The sequence below is a fragment of the Rhodococcus sp. JS3073 genome, from assembly GCF_026810085.1.
In the GTDB taxonomy this organism is placed as follows: Bacteria; Actinomycetota; Actinomycetes; order Mycobacteriales; family Mycobacteriaceae; genus Rhodococcus_F; species Rhodococcus_F wratislaviensis.
Genome location: NZ_CP113951.1, coordinates 3431702 through 3455777, shown reverse-complemented (window position 1 = coordinate 3455777; position 24076 = coordinate 3431702). Strand labels below are relative to the sequence as shown.

The following is a 24076-nucleotide window of genomic DNA, read 5'->3' as shown; positions in this document are numbered from 1 at the left end:
AAATCAGTGCAAGCCGCAGTTCTGCACCGGACGGGGGACGAGCAGTTGGACGTCACGCGCTCGATCACCGCGACGTCGTTCGGACCCGGACGGGTCCGCGTCCGTCTGCACAAGGCGGGTCTGTGCCATTCGGACCTGTCCGCGATGAGTGGTGTACTCCCGCACAAGGCTCCGTTCGTCCCCGGTCACGAGGGTGCCGGAGAAGTTGTCGAGGTCGGTGACGGCGTCGCCGACCTGGCGGTGGGTGACCGGGTCGTCATCTGCTGGATGCCGCCGTGCGACCGCTGCCCGTCCTGTACGTCGGGCGCGGCACATCTGTGCCTCAGTGGATACAAGAATCTCGCGACACCCAATTTCGAGATGGACGGGATCGCGCTGCCGGGGATGATGGGCGAGGGGACGTTCGCCGAAGAGGTCGTCGTCTCCGCCGCGGCCGCGATCACGATCCCGGACGACGTCCCTTACGAGATCGCTGCGCTCATCGGGTGCGGCGTCACCACGGGGATCGGTGCCGCGCTCAACACTGCCCGCGTGGAGCCGGGTTCGTCGGTGGTCGTGATCGGTCTCGGTGGTGTCGGGATCAGTATTCTGCAGGGCGCCCGCGTCGCCGGTGCCGCTCAGATCGTCGCGGTCGACCCCACCTCCAACCGGCGCGATTGGGCCCTGAAGTTCGGCGCGACGACTGCGGTTTCCCCGGAAGAACTGCAGGACATCGTGAAACGGCTCAGTGGTGGTGCCGGCGTCGACTACGCCTTCGAGGCGGTGGGCACGCCGGGCACGCTGCGCGCGGCCTACGATTGCACGCGCCGGGGTGGAACGGTCTGCCTCGTCGGCGCCGGCTCCCGGACCGAGCCTCTCGGCCTCACCATGGGTGAACTCGTACTGGACGAGAAGAAGTTGCTGCCGTCGTTCTTCGGCGGTGACGACGTCCGGCGCACCTACGCCAAGGTCGTCGAACTGTGGCGGGCGGGCCGAATCGATCTGCAGTCCATGATTACTCACCACGTTCCGCTGTCCGGGATCAACGAGGCCATCCGCCAGATGAGGACCGGTGAAGCGTTGCGCACCGTGATCGACATCCTCTAGGACGTGACAGCAGGCCCCGCACCCGGAGGTGCGGGGCCTGCTGTCGTCTCGCTACACGCCGAGGTCCTTCGCGATGATGGTCTTCATGACCTCGCTGGAACCGGCGTAGATCCGGTTGACGCGGGTATCGGCGTACAGCCGGGCGATCGGGTACTCACGCATGTAGCCGTAACCGCCGTGCAGTTGCAGGCACTTGTCGATGACGCGCCCGGCGACCTCGGTGCAGAACAGCTTGATCTTCGCCGCGTCGGCGACGGTCAACTCGCCGATCTCGTCGAGGTCCAGTGCGCGGTCGACCATGCTCTGAGCGGCTTGCACCTCCGTCGCACATTCGGCGAGAACGAACTTCGTGTTCTGGAACGCCGCCACCGGCGTGCCGAAGACCTGGCGTTCGAGCACGTAGGCCTTGGCGAACTCGATCGCGGCGCTCGCGTTCGCGCAAGCACCCACCGCTGCTCCGAGGCGCTCCCGCACCAGGTTGCGAGTCAGATAGGAGAATCCGGCGCCCTCCTCACCGAGGAGATTCTCGACGGGGACCACCACGTCGGTGAACGACAGCTCGGCGGTGTCCTGAGCGCGCAGGCCGATCTTCTGCAGCTTGCGTCCGACACCGAAGCCCTCCGATGCGGTGTCGATGCACAGGATCGACAGACCACCTCTGCGGTTGCCGGGGTCGGGCGGGGAGGTGCGGCACACCACCAGGATCAGATCCGCCTGTGCGCCACCGGTGATGAAGGTCTTCGCGCCGTTCAGCACGTAGTGCGTGCCGTCCTCGGACAGTGCGGCGGTCGTCTTGATTCCTGCCAGATCGGAACCGGCGCCGGGCTCGGTCATCGCGATGGCCGTCATCATCTCGCCGGAGACGAACCGGGGCAGCCATCGCTGCTTCTGCTCCTCGGTGCCGTATTCCAGCAGGTAGGGCTGCACGAGACAGGTGTGAACCACGTCGGCGCCGAAGCTGACGCCTGCGCGTGCCGCTTCCTCGCGGATCACTGCCTGGTATTTGAAGCTGGTCTCCCCGGCCCCGCCGTACTGCTCGGGGATCTCGATGCCGAACACTCCGAGTTCACCGAGCCGCCGGTAGAGCGCACGAGGCACCTGGCCCTCGCTTTCCCATCCGGCATACGACGGCGCGACCTCCTTGGCGATGAACTCGCGGATAGTCTTGCGGAAGGTTTCGTGATCTTCGTCGAACACGGTTCGCTTCACGGTCGGTGTCCCTTCGGTCAGTACTCCGGCGAGAGAGGGCCGGACAGTACGTGGGGTAAGATTCCCTAACCAGATGATCGGGAAGAATTGCGATAGAGCACGCTCTTTTCGCGAATAAGTGAATCTTACCTCATATCGTTGCAAATCGGCACCGGGCGAGGGGGATTCCGCAGGGACACGGAGGATGCCAGCATGGTCGTACGCAGACCCCACGACCGCAAGCAGCAGATTCTCGCCGCGGCCGGCGACCTGTTCCGGGAACGCGGCTATCACAACGTGTCCGTCGCCGACGTCGCCGCCGAGGTCGGGATCACCGCTCCCGCTCTCTACCGGCACTTCCGCAACAAGCCGGATCTGCTTCACAGCGCGGTCCAGGCCGGCCTCGACTCACTGTTCGCCACGGTGTCGGAATCCGAAGACGTGAAGGCGCTGCTGACCAATCTGTCCTCGTCGGTGTCGCGGCGACGCGGACTGTTCCTGCTGTGGCAGCGCGAGGCCAGGCACCTTCCGGCGCAGCAGCGCGAGCTCATGCGGGCGCAGGTCAAAGACGTCGCAGCCCGGGTGGCCGCGCTGATTCGCGCCGAGCGTCCCGAACTGCACGACGGCGACGAGTACCTCCTCGGGTGGAGCGTGATCGCGGTCTTCGGCAGTATCTCGGGGCACCGCGTTGCCCTCGGGAGACGACAGATGGAGGCGCTGCTGTACGCCCTCGCCGAGAGGGTCGTACTGGCCCGTGTGGGCGTCTCGGAGTCGCGGGACCAGCCGCAGGGCAGGCCTGTCTCGGTGACTCTTCCGCGTCGTGAACTGCTCCTGATCGAGGCGATCCGGCTCTTCGACGAGCGCGGATACCAGTCCGTGAACACCGAGGAGATCGGTGAGGCCGCCGGAACGACAGGTCCGAACGTCTACAACCACTTCGATGCCAAGGTCGACCTCCTCGTCGCCGCCGTGTCCCGGGGTGGGGAGCGACGGCGGCTCGGGGCGGCGCAGGCGATGACGGAGGCCGGTAGTCCGGACGAGGCCCTGATCGGGCTCTTGAAGGCGCACATCGACTTCGCGATCACCGAGCGCCACCTCCTCGGGGTGTTGATCAGCGAACTCGACCAGCTCCCCGACAAGTTCCGCAAGACGTGCGAGCAGAGTCAGCGCGAATATCTCGGCCTGTGGGTGCAGGTGCTGGACGAGGTGAAACCCGGCCTCACACCGGCCGAGGCGAGGATTACAGTCAGTGCCGCACTGACCGTGGTGGAGAACGCGGTTCGAACCGGCAGGCTTCGGCGTCGTCCGGATCTTGCGGAACGGCTGGCCGAGATCGGTACCGCGGTCCTTCTGGGCAACTGACGGCAGGCCGCGAACGAGGAAGGGCGGCGGTTCCGAGGAACCGCCGCCCTTCGCCCGTCGTGTGGAAACGTCTACGCTCCGAGGCTCTCCCGGAGATCCGCCTTCCGGATCTTGCCCGTGGCGGTGGCCGGGAGTGCGTCGAGCACGTGGACCGCTCGGACGCGCTGATACGGGGCCACTTCCGCGGCAACGTGCCCGATGATCGAGTCGGTGATCTCCGCACTGCTGCGGACCCCTGGGCGCAGCACCACGAAGGCCACCGGAATCTCTCCCGCGGTCTCGCTCGGAGCCCCGACCACCGCGGCCTGCGCCACGGCCGGATGCGTACAAACGAGTTCCTCCAGCGGCTGTGGATAGACGTTGTATCCCTTGTAGATGATCAGATCCTTCGTGCGTCCCACGATGAACAGATGGCCGTAGTCGTCGATCCTGCCCATGTCGCCGGTGTGCAACCAGCCTCCGATGAACTGCCGTGCGGTCAAATCGGGTTCACCCTGGTAGCCGTCGGTGATCTGCGGGCCGCGAGCCCAGATCTGGCCTGCGCGGCCGACCGGAAGCACCGTCGACCCGTCGTCGTCCCGGATCTCGATTTCGGTGTCGAAGATCGGTACGCCGACGCTGCCGAGCGGAGTGTCCACCGCCGGGGAGGCGGCGTGCATCGTCACCGCCATCGTCGCTTCGCTCAGGCCGTACCCCTCGGTGACCATCGCGCGTGGAAACACCTCCCGCAGCGTGCGGATGGCTGTGGTGTCGAGCGGGGCGGCCCCGGACCCGATGTACCGCACCGACGTCAGGTCGTGCTCGCGGAGCGTGCGCGCCCTCAGGATCGCGTAGTACATCGTCGGCGATCCGGCGAGGTACGTGACGCGGTGGCGATCCACGTCGTCGAGGAAGGTGTCCGGGTCGAAGCGACCCGACAGGATCGCGGTTCCCCCCATGAGAGTCGCGAAATTGTGGCTCACCAGGCCGAGGCCGTGGAAGAGCGGAGCCACCGCGATCGACACGCTCGCACCGGGCACGAGCATGTGCGGAGTCTGCGCGCCGGCTATCGGTGTCAACGTGATCGCACCGTCGTCCAGCGTGGCAGCGTGTCCGGTCCGCCAGCTCGTGGTCTGCACGACGTTCGCAACCAGATTCCGGTGCAGCACGCGCACCGCCTTCGACCGTCCGGTGGTACCACCGGTCAGCTGGAGGTGGGCGACGAGATCCGGATCCACGCGATAATTCGTCAGCGGTTCGGCATCCAGCAGTTCGGCGAGAGGCACCAGACCGGTGGTGGTCGCCTCGCTGCCGGGCGGGCCTGCCGCAGTGGCAGGGATGACGACCAGGGTCCGCTCGCACTCCGACTCCATCTGGGCGGCGAGCGCCGTGGCTGCGCAGGACGGGTGCGTGAACACCACTTTCGCGGCACACTCGTCGAGTTGACGCCGCAGTTCGGCGGCCGGTTGCGCGGGATTGATCGGTGCCACCGCCGCTCCGGAACACAGTGCGCCGTAATAGGCCACCACGTACCAGAGGGAGTTGGGCATATGGAGTGCGACCGCATCCCCGGGTTCGATGCCGCGGATCCGGAGGCTCCCGGCCACCCTCAGTGCTCGATCGTGCAATTCGGCGAAGGTGAGGGTGGTGTCGCCGTCCCGCAGCGCGACACGGTTCGGGTACGAGCGTGCTGCCCCAGCCAGGATGGCGTCGGCGCCGCACTCCGGATAGTCGAGACTGCGGGGGAGACCGGTCGGCCAGCTACCGGTCAGATCGGGGATCCGGACGTCACTCATATGTGGAAGGTCCTTCATGTCAGATCAATTCGAGGATCGTCGCATTGGCCATGCCGCCGCCCTCGCACATCGACTGCAGCCCGTAGCGGATGCCCTCGTCGCGCATGTGATGCACCAGGGTGGTCATGAGCCGGGCGCCGGAACCGCCGATGGGGTGACCCAACGCCATCGCACCGCCGTTGGGATTCAGACGTTCGTAGTCGGCGCCGGTCTCGCGCAGCCAGGCCAGGGACACCGAGGCGAACGCCTCGTTGATCTCGAACGCGCCGATGTCGTCGACCGACAGCCCGGACTTCGCCAATGCCTTGGCGGTCGCCGGTATGGGACCCTTCAGCATCGTCACGGGGTCGGTGCCGGTGACCACCGCCGTGTGGATGCGGGCGATCGGGGTCCAGCCCTGCGCCTCGGCGAACTCGCTGGTGGTGATCAGCAGGGCCGCGGACCCGTCGGAGATCTGGGACGAATTCGCCGCGGTGATGGTGCCGTCTTCGTCGAACGCCGGACGCAGCCGCGCCAGTGTCTCGAGCGTGCCACCGCGCCGCACGCCTTCGTCGGTGTCGAAGACGTGCGTCCTGCCCTCGGCGTCGGTGACGTCGACCGCGGTGATCTGGTCCTTGAAGCGACCCCCGTCGATCGCGGCCGCGGCCCGGGCGTGGGAATCGAGAGCATGCTGGTCCAACTCGGTGCGAGTGAGACCGTATTCGTCGGCGATCAGCTGCGCGCCCATGCCCTGGTTGAACCGCACCCCGTTGTAACGGTCCCAGACGAGCGGTCCGTGGGGCTCCCCGAAATCGCCCGCAGCGCGGGCGGATCCGAGGGGAACGGCGCTCATCATCTCGACGCCACCCGCGACCGCAACGTCGTACTGCCCGGAGATCACCCCCGCAGCGGCCTGATGCACGGCCTGCTGCGAAGACCCGCACTGACGGTCGACGGTGACGCCGGGAACGTGCTCGGGCCAGCCGGCGGCGAGCACGGCGGAACGGGCGATGCAGCCCGACTGCATGCCGAGCGTGCCGACGCAGCCCCAGACCACGTCGTCGACGAGGCCCGGATCGAGACGGACCCGGTCGGCGAGTGCGCCGAGCACATGAGCGGACAACGAGGCCGCGTGCATTCGGGACAGTGCGCCGCCCCGTTTGCCGACCGCGGTCCGGACGGCGTCGACAATGACTGCGTCGCGCATGGGAACTCCAGGTGTACTAGGGGATCAGGGATTGGGGTGGCGAACGTGCGGGCCCTACAGGCCCATGTCCTTGGCGATGATGGTCTTCATGACCTCGCTGGTTCCGCCGTAGATGCGGCTGACGCGGGTGTCCGCGTACAGACGGGCGATGGGGTATTCGAGCATGTAGCCGTAGCCGCCGTGCAGCTGCAGGCATTTGTCGATGACGCGTGCGGCGACTTCGGTGCAGAACAACTTGATCCGTGCGGCGTCGGCAGCGGTGAGCTCGCCGGAATCGTCCAGTTCGAGCCCTCGGTCCACGAGCACCTGGGCGGCCTCGACGTCCGTGGCGCACTCGGCGAGAACGAATTTGGTGTTCTGGAAGCTCGCGACCGGCTTGCCGAACACCTTCCGCTCGGTCACGTAGTCCTTCGCGAACCGGACCGCGGCGGCCGCGGACGAGACTCCGCCGACTCCGATGGACAGGCGCTCGCGCGGCAGGTTCTGCCCGAGATAGGAGAAACCGCGATCCTGCTCGCCGAGCAGATTCTCCACCGGAACCACCACGTCGGTGAAGGACAGCTCGCTGGTGTCGCTGGCGCGCAGGCCCAGCTTCTCCAGCTTGCGACCGTATTCGAACCCGGGGCTGTCGGTCGGAACGACGAGCAGGCTCAAGCCGAAGCGGCGATCGTCCGCGGTGGGGGCCGAGGTGCGGGCCACGACCACGCAGAGTTCCGAGTTGACCGCGCCGGTGATGAAGGTCTTGGCCCCGTTGAGGACGTAATGCGTGCCGTCCTCGGAGAGCTTGGCGGTGGTCTTGATCCCGGCGAGGTCCGAACCGGTACCCGGCTCCGTCATGGCGATGCACAGCATGGTCTCGCCGGACGCCACTCCGGGAAGCCAGCGCTTCTTCTGCACCTCGTCGGCCAACCGGAGCAGATACGGCAGCACGATGCCGATGCTGACGGTGTAGTGGCCGAATCCGACTGCAGCGCGGGCGGCTTCCTCCTGCATGATGGCTTGGAACTTGAAGCTTGCGTCGCCGGCGCCCCCGAATTCCTCCGGGATGCCGAATCCGGTGGCGCCGAGGTCGCCGAGTTTGGTGAACAATTCGCGCGGAACGCGGTTCGCCGATTCCCAGTCCGCATAGTGCGGAGTGATCTCCTTGGCGATGAACGTCCGGATGGTGTCCCGGAACGCCTCGTGCTCGTCGTTGTAGACCGTGCGTTTCATCTCTGATGTCCTTTCAGTTCGCGGTGACGACGGCGGACCCTTGGAGGGTGACCGTTCCGTCCGGCAGGGTCACGGTGAGATCGAGGTGGGCGAGACCGTTCTCGACCTTCACCACCGTCCCGGTGCAGGACGGGGTCGAGTTGACCGGTGTGATCGCCGAGAACCGGACGTTGTACGAACGGATGCGTTCCTGTGCAACGTAGTTCGTCAGCAATCGGCCCAGGTACGCCATCGACAGCATGCCGTGGGCGAACACGTCGGGAATTCCGACGGCGGTGCACGCGTCGATGTCGATGTGCACCGGATTGTGGTCACCCGACGCGCCCGCGTACAGGGCGAGCGTGGAGCGGGTGATCTTCGGTAACTCGAGGGTGAGGGTGTCTCCGGAATTCATCTCAGCCGACTTTCTCGTACAGGGTGACGACGCCGGCGCCGCCGAGACCCAGGTTGTGCTGGAGTGCGAGGGTGGCGCCCTCGACCTGCCGGGGACCGGACTCGCCGCGCAACTGCCAGACGAGTTCGGTGCATTGTGCGAGGCCGGTGGCGCCCAGCGGGTGCCCCTTGGACAGCAGTCCGCCCGACGGGTTGACGACCACCCTGCCTCCGTAGGTGTTGTCGCCGTCGAGGATGAACTGCTCGGCGCCGCCCTCCTCGACGAGTCCGAGTGCCTCGTAACAGAGCACCTCGTTGACGGTGAAGCAGTCGTGGAGTTCGACGACCGCGATGTCGTGCGGATCCACGCCCGACATCTCGTACACGTTCTGCGCTGCCGTCCTCGTGACGTCCGAGCCGACGACCTTGATCATGCTGCGGTCGTCGAACGTGCTGGGCAGGTCGGAGGTCATGGACTGGGCCGCGATGGCCACGTCGGTGCGCAGGCCGTGGGCACGGGCGAACTCTTCGCTGCAGAGGACGGCTGCGGCCGCACCGCAGGTGGGAGGGCATGCCTGGTATCGCGTGACGGGTCCGTAGAGAGTCGGTGCCGCGAGCACTTCCTCTTCGGTCAGCGGAGTCCGGAACACCGAGTACGGGTTGTTCGCGGAATGCCGGCGGGCCTTCACTTGGATCTTCGCGAACGTTTCCGCTTTCATGCCGTACTTGTCCATGTACTCCAGACCCGCCGCGCCGAAGTACTGCGCCGCGCGGGGCACGTCGGTGTCGATGCCGAACGTGTCCTCGAGCACCTCGTCGAAGCGGCCGAGCGGCCGCGGCCGGTCGGTCCACGCGCCCTTCAGCGCGCCCGGCTGCATCTGCTCGAAGCCGACCGCCAGCACACACTCGGCCGCGCCGCTCTCGACCGCCTGACGGGCGAGCCACAGCGCCGTCGACCCGGTGGCGCAGTTGTTGTTGACGTTGACGACCGGGATGCCGGTCTGCCCGAGCCGGTACAGGGCGCGCTGCCCGCACGTGGAGTCGCCGTACACGTAGCCGGCGTAGGCCTGCTGCACGCTCGCGTAGTCGACTCCGGCATCCCGCAGGCCGGCGTGCGCGGCCGCGGCGCCCATCACGTCGTAGTCGTCGCTCTGTCCGGGTTTCGTGAACGGGATCATGCCAACCCCGGCCACGATCGTCCTGCGGCTCATGCTTTCTCCAATTTCACGGGTTGTCGCTCAGACCCGGCCGGCGTCGACGACCAGGCACTGGCTGTTGACGTAGTCGGATTCGGGTGTGCAGAGGAGGTACACCGCTCCCGCGGCCTCCTTCGGGGTGCCGCCCCGGCCGAACGGGATCGTGGTGGCCATCGCCGCCATGCGGTCGGGGTTGACTCCGACGCGGATGTCGCGCCCGTCGATGTTCAGCGTCGTGTTCGTCTCGGCCGTGACCTCGGTCATGCGGGTGACGATGAACCCGTACGCGACGGCGTTGACGTTGACCTTGTAGCGGCCCCACTCCTTGGCGAGGGTCTTGGTGAGTCCGATGACGCCCGCTTTCGCGGAACCGTAGTTCGCCTGTCCCGCATTGCCGTAGAAGCCGGACGTCGAGGAGATGTTGACGACCTTGCGGTGGTAGTCGGTGGGGTTGGCCTTGATGTACGGCTGGGCGGCGCGCAGGATCCGGAACGGCGCCTTGAGGTTGACGTCGAGAATCGTGTCCCACTGTTCGTCGGTCATCTTCTGGATGACGGTGTCCCAGGTGTAGCCGGCGTTGTTGACGATGATGTCGAGGCCGCCGAACGATTCGACGGCGGTGTTCACGAACCGTTCGGCGAATCCGTCGTCGGATACCGATCCGACGCAGCTCACCGCCTGCCCGCCTGCTGCCTTGATGTCCTGCTCGGTCTGGGTGGCAGGTTCGGGGTCGAGGTCGTTGACCACGACGGCGGCGCCCTCGGAGGCGAGTTTGAATGCGATTTCCCGGCCGATGCCGCGGCCGGAGCCGGAGACGAGGGCGACTTTTCCGTCCAGAGTTCCCATGTGTCGTACGTCCTGTTCGTGTAGTCGTCAGGCGAGGGCCGCCGCGTGACCGGCGTCGAGGCCGATCTCGGCGAGGACCTCGCGGGTGTGGGCGCCGACGTACGGCGCGGGTGTGGGCGCCGAAGCGGGCGTTCCCAGGTAGCGGGGTGCGGGGGAGGGTTGAACGGAACCGTCCCCGAAGGTTCCGAAGGTTCCGCGGCTCACGTTGTGCGGGTGTTCGGCTGCTTCGGTGAGGGTCAGGACGGGTGAGACACACGCGCCCTGGCCGTCGAACCTCGACTCCCACTCGGTTCGGGTCCGGGTCGAGAAGACCTGGGCAAGGCGTTCGGCCATCGTCGGCCACGCGTCGCGGTCGTGTTGCCGGGCGAAATGTAGGTCGTCGGCCAGCTCCAGCACCCGGAGCATCGCGGCGTAGAACTGCGGTTCGACGCAGCCGACGGCCACGAATCGTCCGTCCGCGCAACGGTATGTCCGATAGAACGGCGCCGCGCCGTCGAACATGTTCGACGCCCGCCGGTCCACCCACCGGTCGCGGGCGAGCAAACCGTGGATCAGGGCCAGCTGCACCGCTGTGCCGTCGGTCATCGCCGCATCGACCACCTGTCCGCGGCCGTCGATCCGGGACCGGAGCATCGCCGTCGTCATCCCCAGTGCGAGAAGCATTCCGCCGCCGCCCATGTCGCCGACCAGGTTCAACGGCACCGGGGGAACGTCACCCTCCGAGCCCATTGCGCCGAGGGCGCCGGTCAGGGCGATGTAGTTGATGTCGTGGCCCGGCTCCTGCGCCAGCGGCCCGTCCTGACCCCAGCCCGTCATCCGGCCGTACACCAGCTCGGGGTTCCGGGCCAGGCAGACGTCGGGTCCGAGGCCCAGGCGTTCGGTGACACCCGGCCGGAAACCTTCGATCACCGCATCAGCGGTGTCGATGATCTTCAGCACGGTCTCGACATCACGCGGATCCTTCAGGTTCAGGGCGACGGACCGCCGATTGCGATGCAGCACAGGGTGCCCGGATCGGGATCCGATCTCGGTGTGCCGGTCGATCCGGATCACGTCCGCACCCTGATCGGCGAGCAGCATCCCGCAGAACGGGCCCGGCCCGATTCCGCCGAGCTCGACGATCCGCAGTCCGGTGAGGGGTCCGCTCGCGGCGGACGTGGCGTCAGTGCTCATCAGAAGCGCTCCTTGACAGGGGGATCGGTACGGATTCAGCGTGAACCGGCGTCGACGTTCAGGCACTGGCCGCTGACATAGTCGGTCTCGGGCGCGCAGAGCACGTAGACCGCTCCGGCGGCTTCGGCGGGCGTGCCCGGCCGGCCGAGCGGGTTGGACGTCTTCACCCGATCCATCACCGCCTGACTGACACCCGCCTTGATCTTGCGGCCGCCGATCTCGACGAACGTGTCGTCGCCCGACACCGCCTCCGTCATCCGGGTGAGGATGAAACCGAATGCGACGGCGTTGACGTTGACCTTGTAGCGGCCCCACTCCTTGGCGAGGGTCTTGGTGAGTCCGATGACGCCCGCTTTCGCGGCGGCGTAGTTGGACTGTCCGGGATTGCCGAAGACACCCGCGGCCGAGGAGACGTTGACGACCTTGCGGTGGTAGTCGGTGGGGTTGGCCTTGATGTACGGCTGGGCGGCGCGCAGGATCCGGAACGGCGCCTTCAGATGGACGTCCAGGATCGTGTCCCACTGTTCGTCGGTCATCTTCTGGATGACGGTGTCCCAGGTGTAGCCGGCGTTGTTGACGATGATGTCGAGGCCGCCGAATGATTCGATTGCGGTGTTCACGAACCGTTCCGCGAATCCGTCCTCCGTCACCGATCCGACGCAGGCGACGGCCTGCCCGCCTGCTGCCTTGATGTCCTGCTCGGTCTGGGTGGCAGGTTCGGGGTCGAGGTCGTTGACCACGACGGCGGCGCCCTCGGAGGCGAGTTTGAGTGCGATTTCCCGGCCGATGCCGCGGCCGGAGCCGGAGACGAGGGCGACTTTTCCGTCCAGAGTTCCCATGATGTGTTGTTCCTCGAGGTTCGTGATGAATGAAATGTTCTGTGGCGTGGTGCCGTACCGCTACGCGGAGGCTCTCGGGTCGCGGATGACGGTGGTCGATCGCAGCTGCGCGATCGGCTCGCCGTGGCGGGTGACCTCGGTGGTGCGGACGAGGAACTGGAGCGCCCCGCCCTTCTTGGCGTAGCAGTTGGTGACTTCGGTCGAGAAGTGAAGGGTGTCACCGGCGTACGCGGCGGCGTGGTAGGTGAACGACTGCTCGCCGTGCAGAATCGTGCGGATGTCGATGCCGAGGTCCGTGTAGAAGGTCGACGGACTCGGCCGCTCCATGTCGAGGCAGAACAGGAAGGTGGGGGGCACCGGCAGGTCGCGGTGGCCGGCCTCCGCCGCGGCGCCCGGGTCGGTGTAGATCGGGTCGTCCTGCCCGGTGGCGCGGGCGAAGAAGGACAGTCGCCCGCGCTCGACCTCCACGGTGTGCTCGGGAATCCGGGTGCCGATGACGCCGGGATCGAGACTTGCCACGGCAACTCCTTGGGTATGAGGGGCGGCGCCTGCCGCCAGGATGGGGGTCCTGCGCCGAATCCACTCGGAACAAGCTCCAGCAACTGGTTAGCGCATATTCACTTTGCGATACATATAGGCATATGTCAAGGAAATCTGGGGTCGTATCCAGGTGATCGAGAATTTTCACGAGGCCGGGAATCGTCGGTCTCCCGGTCAGAGAAGTTCGAGGACCATCGCGTTGGCCATGCCGCCCGCCTCGCACATCGACTGCAGGCCGTACCGAATTCTGCTGTCGCGCATGTGGTGCACCAGTGTGGTCGCCAGCCGGGCGCCTGAGCCGCCGAGCGGGTGGCCGATCGCCATCGCGCCGCCCAGCGGATTGAGCTTCGCGTAGTCGGCACCGGTCTCCTGCAGCCAGGCCAGTGTGACCGACGAGAACGCCTCGTTGATCTCGAATGCTCCGATGTCATCGAGGGACAGCCCGGCCCGCGCGAGGACCTTGGCAGTGGCCGGGATCGGGCCGGTGGCCATGGTCACCGGATCGACTCCGGCGAGAGCCACCGTGTGGATGCGGGCCAGCGGGTTCCATCCGTGGCGCGCGGCAACCTCGCTGCTGGTCACGAGCAGTGCTGCGGCGCCGTCCGAAATCTGCGACGAATTGCCCGCCGTGATCCGGCCGTCCTCCTTGAACGGGGTGGGGAGTGCGCTCAGGCGTTCCAGCGTCGACGTGCGTCGGATGCCCTCGTCGGTGTCGAACACGAACGACGCCCCGTCCGGGCCGGTCACCTCGACCGGGGCGATCTGCCCCACGAACCGCCCCTCGTCGATGGCTGCCGCGGCACGCGCGTGCGAGTCCAGTGCATGCTGGTCGAGTCGCGACCTGCTCAGGGCGAATTTCTCGGCGATCATCTCGGCGCCGACGCCCTGGTTGAACTCGACGTGGTCGTACCGCTCCCGGACGAGTGGGCCGAACGGTGTGCCGCATCCCGTGGCATTACGTGCCGACCCCATCGGAACGCGGCTCATGCTCTCGACGCCCCCGGCGATGGCGATGTCGTACTGACCGCTGATCACGCCCGCCGCGGCGAAGTGGAGGGCCTGTTGCGACGACCCGCAGGCACGCTCGATCGACACACCGGGCACCGACTCCGGCCAGCCGGCCGCAAGGACCGCGAACCGGCCGACGCCGCCGGCCTGTTCGCCGACCTGGCTGACGCAACCCCACAGCACGTCGTCCACGGAAGTCGGATCCAGGTCGTTCCGATCGCTCAGGGCGCTAAGCACGTGCGCGGACAGGTCGACGGGGTGGATACCGGCGAGTGCTCCGCCCCGTCGGCCGACCGGTGTGCGGACGGCGTCGACGATGACAGCGTCGTACATGTGATTCCTCCTCGTTGGCAGGTCGCGGACGTTCCCGCCGACCGCTCCCTTTAAGTGAATATGCGATAACAGATCTGCCGATGTCCTCCTCGTCTCGCTCCCTGCCCTGGGATAGGGCTGGTCCTGGTCGCGAGGCAGGGGATCAGTGGCCGCTCTCAGGTTATAGCAGATTCACATTTTTCGAGATAAGGCTTGATAGATAGCCAATTCGATGATTGACTTCTGCCCCAGACGCGCTGATGTGACTCCTGTCACTACTGCGGTTCGCTGCGTCCAGTTCGGTGTCGAACGCGAATCAACACTCACCCTCTAGGAGTAGTCGTGGTAGCAGATCAGAGAACCGCCGGGCGGAAGTCCGCTCGCGGGGACGCCGGCGAGTCACGCCGTATGGCCTGGGGGCTGACGGGCGTCCTCGTACTCATGTACATCGTCAATTTCGCCGACAAGGCCGTGCTCGGGATCATCGCGCAACCGCTCGCACACGAACTCGGTCTCACCTCCTCGGAGATCGGTCTCGCGGGAAGCGTCTTCTTCCTGATGCTGTCGCTCGGCGGGTTGCTCTCGGGCGTCCTGGATCGATGGCTCGGTCTGCGCTGGGCCCTCGCGATTCTCGCGATCCTGTGGTCGGTGACGATGCTGCCGCTCATCGTGGCCGCCGGATTCGCCACGCTTCTGGTGAGCCGGATGCTTCTCGGATTGGCCGAGGGCCCGAACTCGGCATTGCTGTACACCGCGACGTACTCGTGGCATCCCCCCGCTCGCCGCGGCCTTCCCGGCGCGCTGCTCGCCTGCGCGGCGTCGATCGCCAAGATCGCGATCGCTCCGATGCTGGCGTACGTCGCCGTCGCGTGGGGCTGGCGATCCGCCCTGGTGGCCCTGTCCATCATCGGCCTCGGCTGGTGCGTTCTGTGGCTGCTCGTGTGGTCGGAGGGGCCGTACCGGCGCCGCGACCATTCACCTGCCGCCGGCGGAGGTGACTCGGCCGCGCCCCACGGCGTGACCGAGCCGGCGGTGCCGTGGACGCGGATCTTCCGCTCGCCGACCTTTGTCGGCGGTGCCCTGATCGTCATCAGTGTGTATGCGCTGGTGTCTGTCGTGCTCACCTGGTTGCCGTCGTATTTCGAGACCGGGCTGGGCTACAGCCGACTGCAGGCCGGATCCATGTTCTCCATCCCGAGCCTGTTCGGACTCGTCATCATGCTGAGTTCCACGTGGTTCAGTGATCGTCTCGTCGTACGCGGCGTGAGTATGAGAACCGCGCGGGTGATCATGCCGGTGGTCGGACTCGTCATCGGTGGGTGCGTCCTCACGACGTTGCCGTACATCACCACTCCGGTAATCGCCGTGCTCGTCGTCTCGATCGGGTATGCCGTCGGTTCGCCGGTCTTCCCGTTGCTCAATGCTGCGGTGGCCGAACTCTGCCCCCCGCGGCAGGTCGCGGGGACGCTGGGTGTCTTCCTGTCCCTGATGGCGATCGGCGGGTTCATCGCGCCGTATCTCATGGGCCGCATCGTCGACGCGGCCGCGACGGCGGCGGGTGGCTACGCCACGGCGTTCCAGATACTCGGAATCGTGGCCGTCGCGGCCGGTCTTCTCGGCGCCCTGATCATCGACCCCGAACGCGACAAGCGGCGCCTTCGCGGGCTCGTGGCAGGCGACGTTCCGCAACAGGGAATCTGAGATGAGTTCGGTGACAGACGATGACGTCCCGCTCGACCTCGCCCACGGAGACCCTTCGGCGGACACATCGCGGCCCAGTCGCTCACTGCAGCAGGCGGTACCGTCACCCGGGAGCACGCGGCGCATTCCTTGCACGGCTACTTCCTTCACCTTGTCGGCATCGTTCAAGCTGCCGGAGGTCACGCCCGATCGCCAGCCCGTCATGCCCGCTGTCCCACCGCCGGAGGAACTTCCGGACCCCTACGAGGCCTGGTCGCGGGTGCGGCCGGACGAATATCGGGATGCCGTGACGGCGCGGGTGATGTCCATGCGGTTCGTCCCGTCCGAGGATGTCGACGGCGACAGGCCCCTCGGTATTGCGGAACAGTTCGTGTGGCTCGAGCCCGCGCACTCCCTCCCGGACGACCCGTTGATGCACGTCTGCGCCCTGACCTACGGCTCGGACATAACGCTGGCATCGACGGCCGCACTCGACCGTCAACCCCACCGCAGTCTGCAGCGAGGTCCGTCGCGGGTCTTCATGACGTCCCTCGACCACGCAGTGTGGTTCCACCGACCGTTCCGGGCCGACGACTGGATGCTGTTCGCGCAGCAGAGTCCGTCCGCCGTCGACGGCAGAGGCCTCTCGATGGGCAACTTCTGGACTCGTGACGGTCACCTGGTGGCCACGGTCGTCCAGGAATCGCTGATGCGGCCCGTGCGGCGTATCGACCACGAAAATGACTGATCTGCAACAACATTTATCAACCCTCGACAACCTCGAGCGAGACTTCGGAGGTCCGCGTGTACTCGACCCAATTCCTGCACCGTGCGTTGCAGCAGGCCCCCGACGGGCCGATGACAGTCTGCGGCGACCGCGTTCGGACCACCCGTGACATCGCGGACAGGGTCGCCCGGTTGTCGGGCGGACTGCACGGGCTGGGTGTGTCGGAGGGAGACAGGGTCGCCGTCCTCGCCCTGAACTCCGACCGCAATCACGAGATCTTCCTCGCGTGCTGGTGGGCGGGCGCGGTGGTGAATCCGGTCAACATTCGATGGAGTGGACGGGAGATCGCGGACTCGCTCCGGGACGCCGGGGCAGTGGTCCTGCTGGTCGACGACGAGTTCGTGGACATGGTCCCCGCGTTCCGCGAACAATGTGCCGACCTCCGCGCGGTGGTGCACTGCGGCAACGGTGTGGCCGGACACGGGATGGCAGGCTACGAGGAGTTGATCGCCGCGTCCGAGCCGGTGCCGGACAAGCGAATCGGTGGTGATGCGATGGGTGCACTGCTGTACACCGGCGGCACCACAGGTGTGTCGAAGGGCGTCATGGTGAGTCATCGGAACTTGCTGACGGCGGCGCTCGGCACCCAGGCGGCCTGCCAGTCGGTGTTCGCCGGTGGGGTCAATCTGGTCGTGAGTCCGATGTTCCACATCGCGGGGCTCGTGGCATGGGCGACGCAGAACCTCCTGGGTGGTACCCAGGTCTTCCTGCCGACGTTCTCACCCCGGGCCGTGCTGGAGGCGATCCAACGGCACCGGGTCACCACGGTCGGGGCAGTGCCGGTGATGCTGCAGATGCTGGTCGCGCACCCGGATATCGAGTCGTACGACCTGTCGAGCGTGAAGTCCGTTCGCTACGGCGCGTCGCCGATTTCGCCGACGTTGCTGCAACGCGCCATGAGGGTGTTCCGGAACAGCGGCTTCGCTCAGGGGTACGGGATGACCGAGACCGCACACATCAGCGTCCTCGGGCGGGAAGACCATCTGGCCGGGGGCGAACTGCTCCGTTCCGCGGGACGTGCCCTGCCGCACTGCGAACTGCGCGTCGTCGACGCCGACGACGTGGAGGTGCCTGCCGGCGTGCTGGGCGAGATCGTGACCCGGGGCGATCACGTCATGCTCGGTTACTGGAACAGGCCGGAGGAGACCGCGGCCGTGTTGCGGAACGGCTGGATGCACACCGGCGACGTCGGTTACGTGGATCGGCACGGTTACGTCTTCGTGGTCGACCGGATCAAGGACATGATCATCACCGGCGGCGAGAACGTCTACTCGACCGAGGTGGAGAACGCACTCGCTGCCCATCCCGCTGTCGAAGCGTGCTCGGTCATCGGTGTGCCGGACACCCGGTGGGGTGAGCGCGTCCATTCCGTCGTCGTGCTCCGGGAGGGAGCACGTCCCGATGCCGAGGAATTGCGCGCACACGTGCGCGGGCTCATCGCCGGATACAAGGTGCCCCGGACGGTCGAGTTCCTCGACGCGCTGCCTGTCTCGGCGGCGGGGAAGGTGCTCAAGCGCGATCTCCGTGCGGCGGCCTGCCGGGCGGACGGCTGATACCACCGGTCGGGCGAAGAGCGATTCCCTAATCATGGATCATTCCGAAAGATTCTGTTGACATGCAGGAAGAAGTCGGACAAAGTGAATTAGCAATAACCTCTGCTTCGAAGGGCATTCTATGACCGCCACCTCGGCCGACGTCGTACTCTCCAGCCGTCGCGACCACGTCGTCACCTGGACGATCAACCTTCCGGAGGCCCGTAATCCCATCTCCGGCGACGACGTCATCGACCGGCTCGTCGAACTCGTCGAGGAGGCGAACGAGGACGTCGACACGCGCGTCGTCATCCTCACCGGCGCAGGCAGCGCGTTCTCCGCCGGAGGGAACGTCAAGAACATGGCGGATCGTGCCGGAATGTTCGGTGGCGCCCCGCACGTGATGCGAGAGGGATACCGCCGCGGCATCCAGCGGTTGCCCAAGGCGATCTACCACTGCGAGGTCCCGATCATCGCGGCGGTCAACGGTCCCGCAGTCGGCGCCGGCTGCGATCTCGCGATGATGTGCGACATGCGCGTCGCCTCGACCAACGCCTTCTTCGCGGAAAGCTTCGTCAAACTGGGAATCATCCCCGGCGACGGTGGCGCCTGGTTGCTACCGCGGGCGGTCGGTGCCGCACGCGCCGCGGAGATGGCCTTCACCGGCGACCGGGTGGATGCGGCCACCGCGCTCGACTGGGGAATGGTCTCGAGCGTCGTCGATCCCGAACTGCTGCTCGACACGGCGCACGAGCTGGCCGAGCGGGTCGCGGTCAATCCGCCTCACGCACTCCGGATGACCAAGAAGCTCCTGCGCGAGGGGCAACGTCAGGACCTCGACAGTCTGCTCGAACTCTCCGCCGCGATGCAGGCGCTGTCGCATCACACCACCGACCACGGCGAGGCCCTCGCGGCCTTCGTCGAGCGACGGGCCGGGCAGTTCACCGGGAGCTGAGCCACGCCCGGCGATTACTGCAACCCATCGACGTACAGCACTGAAAGGACCCGCCGTGAAGCGGACACTCTTCAACCGGGAACACGACGAATTCCGGACAATGGTCCGGGAGTTCATCGCCCGCGAGGTACTTCCCAACCGGGAGAAGTGGGACGAAGTCGGGCGTCCGCCGCGCGAATTCTTCGAACGACTCGGTGAACTGGGAATCCTCGGAATCTCGGTGCCCGAGGAATTCGGCGGCGGTGGCGAGACCAGCTTCAAGTTCGCGACCATCGTCTTCGAGGAGGTCGCCAGGGCAGGAGTGTCGTTCGGCTCGTACACCGTTCACTCGTGCATCATCCTGGGGTACCTCCTCGAATACGGCTCCGACGAGCAGAAGCAGCGGTGGCTTCCGGACTTCGCGGCCGGCCGGCTGATGACGGCGATCGCGATGACCGAACCGGGAACGGGCTCGGATCTGGCCAACATCTCCACCACCGCCAAGCTCTCCGAAGACGGCACACACTACGTGCTCAACGGAGGCAAGACGTTCATCACCGGCGGGGTGACGGCCGACCTGGTTCTGACCGTCTGCCGCACAGCTCCTTTCGATCCGGAGAACCGGCGATCCGGGCTCTCCATCATCGCGGTGCCCAAGGAATCCGACGGTTTCGAGGTGGGCCGTAAGCTCGACAAACTCGGTCTGCATCAACAGGATACGGCCGAGCTGTCCTATCGCGACGTGCGTGTCCCGGTCGGGAACCTGCTCGGTGAGGAGGGTGAGGCGTTCGGCTACCTCACCCACAATCTTCCTCAGGAGCGGCTGAGCATCGCGCTGAACTCCGTGGCGCACGCCGAGGCGGCGATGCTGCACGCCACCCGGTACGTGCAGGACCGCACCGTTTTCGGCAAGCCGGTGGCCTCGTTCCAGAACACGAAGTTCGTTCTCGCCGAGTGCTCCGCCGAAGTGCAGGCGGCACGCGTCCTCGCCGACAACGCGCTCGAACTGCTCGACCGAGGTGAGCTCACGGTGGCCGACGCTGCCCGGGCCAAGCTGTTCTGCACCGAGACCGCGGGTCGGGTGATCGACAAATGCCTCCAGTTGCACGGTGGATACGGCTACATCACCGAGTACCCGATCGCACGGCTCTACGCCGACACCCGCGTGACGCGAATCTACGGCGGCACGAGCGAAGTCATGAAGTCCATCATCGCCAAGGACCTGGGGCTGTAGGCCGGATCGCAGGAGGAACCGAATGTATCCCGGACGCCACGCCGCGACCACTCCCGACAAACCGGCCGTCATCGAAGCCGCCACCGGCAAGATCGTGACGTACCGCGACCTCGAGGACCGATCCGTGCAGTTCGCCCACTGGCTGACCGGCCAGGGCCTCGGTCCGGGCGACCACCTCGCGGTGCTCTCGGTCAACGACGCCAGAGTATTCGAAATCTACTGGGGTGCGGTGCGCTCCGGTATGGTCGTCACCTTCGTCAACACACACCTCACCCCGTCCGAAGTCTCCTACATCGTCGACGACTGCGAGGCTCGGGCGCTCGTGGTGTCGGCCCGGCTGGCAGAGCTCGCGACGGCCGTCGTCGACTCCACCCCGAAGGTCCGCAGCAGGCTGGCCTTCGGCGGGGCCGTGCCCGGCCACGACGACTACGACCAGGCCATCGCGTCTCTGAGCACCAGCCCACCGTGCGACCAGCCCCGCGGCTCGGACATGCTGTACTCGTCCGGGACGACCGGGCGGCCGAAGGGCATCGTGGTCGCCCCGACCGACGACCAGATCGGCGACGAGCCCGGTCCCCAGTTCGTCGGACTGTTGCGCAACTTCGGCTTCGACGAGAACTCCGTCTACTTCTCGCCCGCACCGATCTACCACGCCGCGCCGTTGCGCTACGGCGCCGGCGCCCACGCCCTCGGCGGAACCGTGGTGATGGCCGACCGATTCGACGCCGAGTCGAGTCTGCAGTTCCTCGAGCGGTACCGAGTCAGCCACAGCCAATGGGTGCCCACACACTTCATCCGGATGTTGAAGCTCCCCGAAGCCGTACGCAACCGGTACGACGTCTCGTCCATGAAGGTCGCGATCCACGCCGCCGCCCCCTGCCCGCCGGAGGTCAAACGGGCGATGATCGACTGGTGGGGCGAAATTCTCTACGAGTACTACTCGTCGACCGAGTCGGTGGGCAGCACGGTGATCACGACGCAGGAGTGGCTGCGCAAACCCGGCAGCGTCGGGCGCGGACAGGGTGCCACCAGCCGTGCGCACATCTGCGCAGAAGACGGGACCGAACTGCCGGCCGGGCAGGTCGGGCACATCTACTTCGCCCGGCCGGGCCATTCCTTCGAATACCACAACGACCCGGTCAAGACGGCGCAGTCGCGTCACCCCCGCAATCCCGGCTGGGTGACGACCGGGGACATCGGCTACCTGGACGAGGACGACTACCTGTTCCTCACCGACCGCGCGAAATTCGTGATCATCTCCGGTGGGGTCAACATCTACCCGCAGGAGATCGAGAACGTCCTCGCGGTCCACCCCAAGGTGTCCGACGTGGCGGTGATCGGCGTGCCGGACGAGGACATGGGGCAGTCGGTGCACGCGGTGGTGGAACCGGGGCCGGGCGTCGTCGGTGACGACACGCTGGTCGCCGAACTCCTCGACTACTGCCGTGGGCGTATCGCCGGGTACAAGTGCCCGCGCAGCGTCGCGTTCGTGACCGAACTGCCGCGAACGCCGACAGGGAAATTGGCCAAAGCAGCGTTGCAGGCGTGAGCCTGCGGAAGCATTCGACACACTCGTCGAGGGAAGTAGACAGCATGCACACACAAGTGGTGCCGGCCGCGGGCCCGCCCGATCACGAACTCGACGCGTTGCGGGCCGAGGTGCGAACGTTCCTGCGCGAGCAGATCGACGCCGGCGTGTTCACACCCGGTGTGGACACGTGGCTCACCCGATGGAATCCGGACTTCACGAAGGCCCTCGCAGCCCGCGGCTGGCTGGGCATGACGATCCCGGCGGAGTACGGCGGGCAGGGCCGCACGTTCATGGAGCGGTTCGTCGTCACCGAAGAACTACTGGCCGTCGGCGCGCCCGTTGCCGCACAGTGGGTCGCGGACCGGCAGGCCGCGCCGTCGCTGCTCACCTACGGCACCGAGGAACAGAAGCAGCGGTTCCTCCCCGGTATCGCCAACGGCGAGATCAGCTGGGCGATCGGCATGAGCGAACCGGAATCGGGTTCCGACCTGGCGAGTGTCCGCACGAAAGCCGTCCGGGTCGACGGTGGCTGGCGAATTACCGGGACCAAATTGTGGACGTCCGGCGCCCACCGTGCCGACGCCTTCTTCGCCCTCGCGCGGTCGGCTCCGCTGGACCCGGCGCAGCGCCACGCCGGGCTCAGCCAGTTCATCGTTCTGCTCGACTCCCCGGGAGTGCAGATCCGGCCGATCCTGTCGATGTCGGGCGATCACCATTTCAACGAGGTGATCCTCGACGACGTGTTCGTGCCGGACGAGTTGGTGCTCGGCCGCATCGGCGAAGGCTGGAAGCAGGTCACCTCCGAGCTCGCGTTCGAACGCAGTGGTCCGGAACGTTTCATGTCCACGTTCCCGGTCCTCGCCGCGATGGCCGAGGAAATCCGGGAGGGACTGCAACCGGCCGATGCCCGCATCGGAGCGCTCGTCGCCCGGACCTTCGGCCTCCATCACATGTCCCGCGCGGTGTCGGAGGCACTGGGGCGTGGTGACGACGCCGAGCTGGGCGCCTCGGTGGTGAAGGTCCTCGGCACCAAGACCGAAGGTGACATCGCCGACCTCGTCGAAGAACTGGCCGGCGAACCGGCGGCGGGAGGCGAATACTTCGCCGAACTGGTCCGTGCCGGCGTGATGCAGCGCCCCGGATTCACCCTGCGGGGCGGCACGAGTGAGATTCTGCGCGGCGTCATCGCGCGGGGATTGGGGATGCGCTGATGACCGGACCGGCAACCGACACCGAGATGCGGGAGTTCGCACGCATGCTCGACCAGGTCTTCGCCACGGACCGGCGGGCCCCGGGCGAGGCCCGGGAGTTCGATCGCGAGTTGTGGTCGACGCTCGCCGACCTCGGCCTCACGCGGCTCACCGGCCCGGAGTCCGAGGGCGGCAGCGACGCCGGGTGGACGGAGTCGGCGTACCTGCTCGCGGCCGCAGGCACCGCTGATCTCCCGATCGCCGAGAACGATCTGCTCGCGGGATGGCTGCTCGGCAGGTCCGGGTGCCCGACCGCGCACTCCGGCCCCGCCGTGGTCCGCACCGCAGCCGTGCTGGACTCAGACGGGACCGCGCGGCACGTCCCGTGGGCGCGCGCGGTGGATGCGCTGGTGGCCCTGTGGGAGGCGGACGGCACGTGGCGGGTCGCCGAATTCGCCCGCTCGGATGTCGAGGTGACGGAGGCGGCCAATCTCGCGTCGATGCCCCGGGACCACGTCCGGGTCGACGTCTCCGCGCAGCAGGGCACGCCGGTGCCTGCGGACGTGGTGACCGAGTTCCTCCGGCGCGGCGCGCTGGCCCGGGCGCTCGCGATGGCCGGGACCATGGAACGCGTCCTGGCCCTCGTCGTCGAGCACACCTCGGCGCGCACACAGTTCGGTCGCGCGGTGGGCAAGTTCCAGGCGGTGCAGGCCATGGTCGCCGACATCGCTGCGGAGGGCGCCCTGGCACGTGCCGCCGCGAACGCCGCGGTGTCGATCGCCGAGGAACACGGTTTCGGAAGCCCGGAGGCCGGTTTCGCCGTGGCCGCCGCGAAGTCGTGCGCCGGACATGCGGCGTCGGTGGTGGTGCGCAACGCCCATCAGTGTCTCGGCGCGATCGGTTTCACGATGGAGCACGAACTGCACCGGCACACGAACGCGTTGCTGGCCTGGCGTTCGGAATACGGTTCGGTCCGCTACTGGGACGAGGCGCTCGTCGCGGCCGCGGCTGCCGCCGGGGAACGTGGCCTGTGGCCGCTCATCACCGACGGTTAGGCGGCTCCGCCGCCCGTGCGCGGTTAGCGAGTGCAGAG

Annotated in this window: 21 protein-coding genes; 10 read left to right on the top strand and 11 right to left on the bottom strand. The window is 67.0% G+C overall.

Features of this window, described 5'->3' with window-relative positions; translation table 11 throughout:
* Positions 1–6 precede the first annotated feature (6 nt).
* On the top strand, positions 7–1086 hold the full coding sequence (locus OYT95_RS15570) for a zinc-binding dehydrogenase (RefSeq protein ID WP_268791884.1): 1080 nt from the start codon (positions 7–9) through the stop codon (positions 1084–1086).
* Positions 1087–1137: 51 nt separating this feature from the next.
* On the opposite strand, the gene OYT95_RS15565 is transcribed toward OYT95_RS15570, so the two are convergent.
* Positions 1138–2295 (bottom strand): acyl-CoA dehydrogenase family protein, encoded by a 1158-nt coding sequence (locus OYT95_RS15565; RefSeq protein ID WP_268791883.1) that lies wholly within the window; start codon positions 2293–2295, stop codon positions 1138–1140.
* 192 nt (positions 2296–2487) lie between these two features.
* Between OYT95_RS15565 and OYT95_RS15560 the strand changes: the two genes are divergently transcribed.
* Positions 2488–3636 (top strand): TetR/AcrR family transcriptional regulator, encoded by a 1149-nt coding sequence (locus OYT95_RS15560; protein WP_268791882.1) that lies wholly within the window; start codon positions 2488–2490, stop codon positions 3634–3636.
* A 71-nt stretch (positions 3637–3707) separates the two neighbouring features.
* On the opposite strand, the gene OYT95_RS15555 is transcribed toward OYT95_RS15560, so the two are convergent.
* From OYT95_RS15555 to OYT95_RS15510, 10 genes are all read right to left on the bottom strand, one after another.
* On the bottom strand, positions 3708–5411 hold the full coding sequence (locus OYT95_RS15555; protein WP_268791881.1) for a class I adenylate-forming enzyme family protein: 1704 nt from the start codon (positions 5409–5411) through the stop codon (positions 3708–3710).
* Positions 5412–5430: 19 nt separating this feature from the next.
* Positions 5431–6597, bottom strand: a complete 1167-nt coding sequence (locus tag OYT95_RS15550; protein ID WP_268791880.1) for a thiolase family protein — start codon at positions 6595–6597, stop codon at positions 5431–5433.
* Between the two features lie 54 nt (positions 6598–6651).
* Positions 6652–7809 (bottom strand): acyl-CoA dehydrogenase family protein, encoded by a 1158-nt coding sequence (locus OYT95_RS15545; RefSeq protein WP_112300540.1) that lies wholly within the window; start codon positions 7807–7809, stop codon positions 6652–6654.
* Positions 7810–7822: 13 nt separating this feature from the next.
* The gene (locus OYT95_RS15540; RefSeq protein ID WP_037229050.1) at positions 7823–8203 is read right to left on the bottom strand and encodes a MaoC/PaaZ C-terminal domain-containing protein; all 381 of its coding nucleotides are present in this window, start codon (positions 8201–8203) and stop codon (positions 7823–7825) included.
* 1 nt (position 8204) lies between these two features.
* Positions 8205–9392: a lipid-transfer protein gene (locus tag OYT95_RS15535; RefSeq protein ID WP_268791879.1), complete on the bottom strand. Its 1188-nt coding sequence runs from the start codon at positions 9390–9392 to the stop codon at positions 8205–8207.
* 27 nt (positions 9393–9419) lie between these two features.
* A complete protein-coding gene (locus OYT95_RS15530) occupies positions 9420–10223 on the bottom strand; it encodes an SDR family NAD(P)-dependent oxidoreductase (protein WP_268791878.1) in 804 nt (267 codons plus the stop codon).
* Between the two features lie 27 nt (positions 10224–10250).
* Positions 10251–11396: a CaiB/BaiF CoA transferase family protein gene (locus OYT95_RS15525; protein ID WP_268791877.1), complete on the bottom strand. Its 1146-nt coding sequence runs from the start codon at positions 11394–11396 to the stop codon at positions 10251–10253.
* Positions 11397–11431: 35 nt separating this feature from the next.
* Positions 11432–12235, bottom strand: coding sequence for an SDR family NAD(P)-dependent oxidoreductase (locus OYT95_RS15520; protein WP_112300535.1), 804 nt, complete (start codon positions 12233–12235; stop codon positions 11432–11434).
* 60 nt (positions 12236–12295) lie between these two features.
* Complete coding sequence (locus OYT95_RS15515; protein WP_112300534.1) at positions 12296–12754, bottom strand: MaoC family dehydratase N-terminal domain-containing protein; 459 nt, start codon at positions 12752–12754, stop codon at positions 12296–12298.
* Positions 12755–12949: 195 nt separating this feature from the next.
* Entirely contained in the window at positions 12950–14116 is a 1167-nt protein-coding gene (locus OYT95_RS15510) for a thiolase family protein (protein WP_268791876.1), read from the bottom strand.
* A 321-nt stretch (positions 14117–14437) separates the two neighbouring features.
* Between OYT95_RS15510 and OYT95_RS15505 the strand changes: the two genes are divergently transcribed.
* From OYT95_RS15505 to OYT95_RS15470, 8 genes are all read left to right on the top strand, one after another.
* Positions 14438–15796, top strand: coding sequence for an MFS transporter (locus tag OYT95_RS15505; RefSeq protein WP_442972559.1), 1359 nt, complete (start codon positions 14438–14440; stop codon positions 15794–15796).
* Positions 15797–15998: 202 nt separating this feature from the next.
* Positions 15999–16523 (top strand): acyl-CoA thioesterase, encoded by a 525-nt coding sequence (locus OYT95_RS15500; RefSeq protein WP_328286547.1) that lies wholly within the window; start codon positions 15999–16001, stop codon positions 16521–16523.
* Between the two features lie 56 nt (positions 16524–16579).
* On the top strand, positions 16580–18115 hold the full coding sequence (locus tag OYT95_RS15495) for an acyl-CoA synthetase (protein ID WP_268791874.1): 1536 nt from the start codon (positions 16580–16582) through the stop codon (positions 18113–18115).
* A gap of 121 nt (positions 18116–18236) precedes the next feature.
* A complete protein-coding gene (locus OYT95_RS15490; RefSeq protein WP_112302097.1) occupies positions 18237–19049 on the top strand; it encodes a crotonase/enoyl-CoA hydratase family protein in 813 nt (270 codons plus the stop codon).
* A gap of 55 nt (positions 19050–19104) precedes the next feature.
* Positions 19105–20262, top strand: a complete 1158-nt coding sequence (locus OYT95_RS15485; RefSeq protein WP_037229024.1) for an acyl-CoA dehydrogenase family protein — start codon at positions 19105–19107, stop codon at positions 20260–20262.
* Between the two features lie 22 nt (positions 20263–20284).
* On the top strand, positions 20285–21811 hold the full coding sequence (locus OYT95_RS15480) for an acyl-CoA synthetase (protein ID WP_112302095.1): 1527 nt from the start codon (positions 20285–20287) through the stop codon (positions 21809–21811).
* Between the two features lie 44 nt (positions 21812–21855).
* Positions 21856–23004, top strand: coding sequence for an acyl-CoA dehydrogenase family protein (locus tag OYT95_RS15475; protein ID WP_268791873.1), 1149 nt, complete (start codon positions 21856–21858; stop codon positions 23002–23004).
* Positions 23004–24038, top strand: a complete 1035-nt coding sequence (locus tag OYT95_RS15470; protein WP_268791872.1) for an acyl-CoA dehydrogenase family protein — start codon at positions 23004–23006, stop codon at positions 24036–24038. Before OYT95_RS15475 ends, OYT95_RS15470 begins: the two co-directional genes overlap by 1 nt.
* Positions 24039–24076: the final 38 nt, after the last annotated feature.

Bases quoted from the DNA above. Each gene is read 5' to 3' on its own strand.
- OYT95_RS15560 (WP_268791882.1), top strand. From the start codon at position 2,488: ATGGTCGTACGCAGACCCCACGACCGCAAGCAGCAGATTCTCGCCGCG.
- OYT95_RS15555 (WP_268791881.1), bottom strand. From the start codon at position 5,411: ATGAGTGACGTCCGGATCCCCGATCTGACCGGTAGCTGGCCGACCGGT.
- OYT95_RS15550 (WP_268791880.1), bottom strand. From the start codon at position 6,597: ATGCGCGACGCAGTCATTGTCGACGCCGTCCGGACCGCGGTCGGCAAA.
- OYT95_RS15545 (WP_112300540.1), bottom strand. From the start codon at position 7,809: ATGAAACGCACGGTCTACAACGACGAGCACGAGGCGTTCCGGGACACC.
- OYT95_RS15540 (WP_037229050.1), bottom strand. From the start codon at position 8,203: ATGAATTCCGGAGACACCCTCACCCTCGAGTTACCGAAGATCACCCGC.
- OYT95_RS15535 (WP_268791879.1), bottom strand. From the start codon at position 9,392: ATGAGCCGCAGGACGATCGTGGCCGGGGTTGGCATGATCCCGTTCACG.
- OYT95_RS15530 (WP_268791878.1), bottom strand. From the start codon at position 10,223: ATGGGAACTCTGGACGGAAAAGTCGCCCTCGTCTCCGGCTCCGGCCGC.
- OYT95_RS15525 (WP_268791877.1), bottom strand. From the start codon at position 11,396: ATGAGCACTGACGCCACGTCCGCCGCGAGCGGACCCCTCACCGGACTG.
- OYT95_RS15520 (WP_112300535.1), bottom strand. From the start codon at position 12,235: ATGGGAACTCTGGACGGAAAAGTCGCCCTCGTCTCCGGCTCCGGCCGC.
- OYT95_RS15510 (WP_268791876.1), bottom strand. From the start codon at position 14,116: ATGTACGACGCTGTCATCGTCGACGCCGTCCGCACACCGGTCGGCCGA.
- OYT95_RS15500 (WP_328286547.1), top strand. From the start codon at position 15,999: ATGCCCGCTGTCCCACCGCCGGAGGAACTTCCGGACCCCTACGAGGCC.
- OYT95_RS15490 (WP_112302097.1), top strand. From the start codon at position 18,237: ATGACCGCCACCTCGGCCGACGTCGTACTCTCCAGCCGTCGCGACCAC.
- OYT95_RS15480 (WP_112302095.1), top strand. From the start codon at position 20,285: ATGTATCCCGGACGCCACGCCGCGACCACTCCCGACAAACCGGCCGTC.
- OYT95_RS15475 (WP_268791873.1), top strand. From the start codon at position 21,856: ATGCACACACAAGTGGTGCCGGCCGCGGGCCCGCCCGATCACGAACTC.
- OYT95_RS15470 (WP_268791872.1), top strand. From the start codon at position 23,004: ATGACCGGACCGGCAACCGACACCGAGATGCGGGAGTTCGCACGCATG.